Below are 2,140 nucleotides of genomic sequence, written 5' to 3' on the forward strand. Positions count from 1 at the left end.
TGAATTCACTTGGAATAGGATATTGTAATTAGCAGCTAACCAGATAGATTAACAAAGTTTTTTATTCCCGATTGCCGATTCCCGATTCCCGATTCCCGATTCCCGATTCCCGATTCCCTGTTCCCTGAGCTATACCATTTAACTATATACCGAGAATAAATCAATCCGCAATACCATGACTAAAGTTTTTATAATCTGTTCTGGTCTGGGTCATATCCAGCGGGGCTATGAGTCTTTTGCCGAAGAGTGCTTCAGCGCTTTATCCCAGGAATCATCTCTTGATATCACCCTGTTTAAAGGAGGAGGTAAGTCTAAAGACAAAATGATTACATTATGGAATCTGCCACGGTATAGCTGGATGGCAGCTCAACTGGGAAGATTGGTTAAGCAATTAAGTGAATTTTTAAAAAAAGGTGACTATTTTGTCAGACAAGAAGGCTACTTTATTGAACAAGCATCATTTACCTTAAGTTTATTATCCCATATATATCGTGAACGTCCAGAGGTAATTTACTTTAGTGATGATGGCTTAGGCTATCTACTGTGGCACTGGCGGCGTTTGACAAAACAGAATTATAAGCTGCTTTTCCGTAATGGAGGAGCCTTATCCCCTCCTTTTTCCCGTTGGGATCATGTACAGCAGTTAACACCAATTCACTTTAAACAGGCGTTAAATTATGGAGAGCCTGCTGAGAAACAAAGTCTACTTCCTTCTGGATTCTTTATCCCTGCGAAATTACAGATACTGTCACCATTAGAAAGAGAGGGGTTACGAGAAAAATTAGGACTACCGAAACAGCAACCGTTAATTCTTTCTGTGGCAGCAATTAACAACTCTCACAAGCGCATGGATTACATTATTCATGAAGTAGCGAGTTTACCAAAACCTAGACCATTCCTATTATTATTAGGTCAACAGGATGCTGAATCACCGGAAATTATTCAGCTTGGCCAAGAGCTATTAGGGCTTAATCAGTTTCAAGTGCGAACTGTTGCTCGTGAGCAAGTAAAGGATTACTATCAGATTGCTGATCTTTTCGTCTTAGCGTCTCTCCATGAAGGATTACCACGAGTAATTGTTGAGGCAATGTCCCATGGTTTACCTTGTTTAGCTCATGATTATGACATTACTCACTTTGTTTTAGGCAATGAAGGATATTTAGCGAATTTTGAATTAACTGGAAGTTTAGCTAATCTAATTTCTCAAGTGTTGGGGGAAGGTTATAACCAAAGTAAGCGTGAAAATTGTCATCGTACGGTCTATGATCGGTTTAGTTGGCAGCAGTTATCGCCAGCCTATGTTGATATGATTCAACGGTGTAGATTAATGGCAAAGGGAACAGAGAGTAGGGAGTCGGGAGTCGGGAGTCGGGAGTCGGGAGTCGGGAAATTATGATTTTTAAGATTTACTGTTGTCGAGGTTTTCGGTAATATTACTCCGAAAAAAAACTCGATGCTCAGCAAAGATACGCTACGCGATCGCTAACTTGTTATTACAATTTTAGCTAACCAATTTTATCGGTAATTTTAATAAAAAAAAACGCGATTGACCTGCATGTCACGCTACGCGATCGCTTCCGATTTTTTACTGATTCCCGATTCCCGATTCCCGATTCCCGATTCCCTCGTTTCATTTAAATTATCCCTCAAAAAAAAAATTATAAAAACCCTTGACAAATTAAAATGTAATCATTATGATTATATTTATAAAGTAAAAATAATTTTTCGACTATGCATCACAATTTTCTGCCAAATTCAGACAATAATCCAGAGCATATCACTCCGAAGATTACTCCTGAGGAGTTTTCCGAAAAAGAATTCCTTGTTCCGTATATTCTGAAGGGAACTCGCCAGCAAATAAGCAATACAATGCATATCCTTAATGCCATGGGCTATGCACAGCTTTCGGAGTGGAGTCCTCTTCAACCCACTGGAATTCCAGGCCAATTTATTACGATCATGAGGAGATACTGGATTTGGCGTTAACACCTTGTCTTGATGCAGTCGCTCATGGGGGAAACCCCCAAGACCGCGCTGCATCGCTAAATTTCTGGGGGGGTTTCCCCCCCCGGCCAAAGGCTCCGGTCTGTTCGCTACGCGAACAGATAGGTGAGAAAATTCAGTGCATAGTCGAAAATTC

The 2,140-nt window shown here is 40.4% G+C and carries 4 protein-coding genes; 2 read left to right on the forward strand and 2 right to left on the reverse strand.

Features of this window, described 5'->3' with window-relative positions:
- Window positions 1-35: 35 nt before the first annotated feature.
- The gene (locus F6K20_RS35440) at window positions 36-164 is read right to left on the reverse strand and encodes a hypothetical protein (protein WP_287297943.1); all 129 of its coding nucleotides are present in this window, start codon (window positions 162-164) and stop codon (window positions 36-38) included.
- 11 nt (window positions 165-175) lie between these two features.
- Between F6K20_RS35440 and F6K20_RS35445 the strand changes: the two genes are divergently transcribed.
- Window positions 176-1,396, forward strand: a complete 1,221-nt coding sequence (locus F6K20_RS35445; RefSeq protein WP_008183629.1) for a glycosyltransferase family 4 protein — start codon at window positions 176-178, stop codon at window positions 1,394-1,396.
- Between the two features lie 109 nt (window positions 1,397-1,505).
- Here the strand turns inward: F6K20_RS35445 and F6K20_RS35450 are convergent, their stop codons facing one another.
- Window positions 1,506-1,634: a hypothetical protein gene (locus F6K20_RS35450; RefSeq protein ID WP_287297944.1), complete on the reverse strand. Its 129-nt coding sequence runs from the start codon at window positions 1,632-1,634 to the stop codon at window positions 1,506-1,508.
- A 97-nt stretch (window positions 1,635-1,731) separates the two neighbouring features.
- Here F6K20_RS35450 and F6K20_RS35455 point away from each other — a divergent pair, with 97 nt between their 5' ends.
- On the forward strand, window positions 1,732-1,986 hold the full coding sequence (locus tag F6K20_RS35455; RefSeq protein WP_287297946.1) for a hypothetical protein: 255 nt from the start codon (window positions 1,732-1,734) through the stop codon (window positions 1,984-1,986).
- Window positions 1,987-2,140: the final 154 nt, after the last annotated feature.

It is taken from the genome of Moorena sp. SIO2C4, from assembly GCF_010672485.1.
GTDB classification, from domain to species: domain Bacteria; phylum Cyanobacteriota; class Cyanobacteriia; order Cyanobacteriales; family Coleofasciculaceae; genus Moorena; species Moorena producens.

What these genes read in the sequence shown, in the direction of transcription:
- F6K20_RS35455 (WP_287297946.1), top strand. Translation starts at nt 1,732, where the DNA reads ATGCATCACAATTTTCTGCCAAATTCAGACAATAATCCAGAGCATATC.
- F6K20_RS35450 (WP_287297944.1), bottom strand. Translation starts at nt 1,634, where the DNA reads ATGAAACGAGGGAATCGGGAATCGGGAATCGGGAATCGGGAATCAGTA.
- F6K20_RS35445 (WP_008183629.1), top strand. Translation starts at nt 176, where the DNA reads ATGACTAAAGTTTTTATAATCTGTTCTGGTCTGGGTCATATCCAGCGG.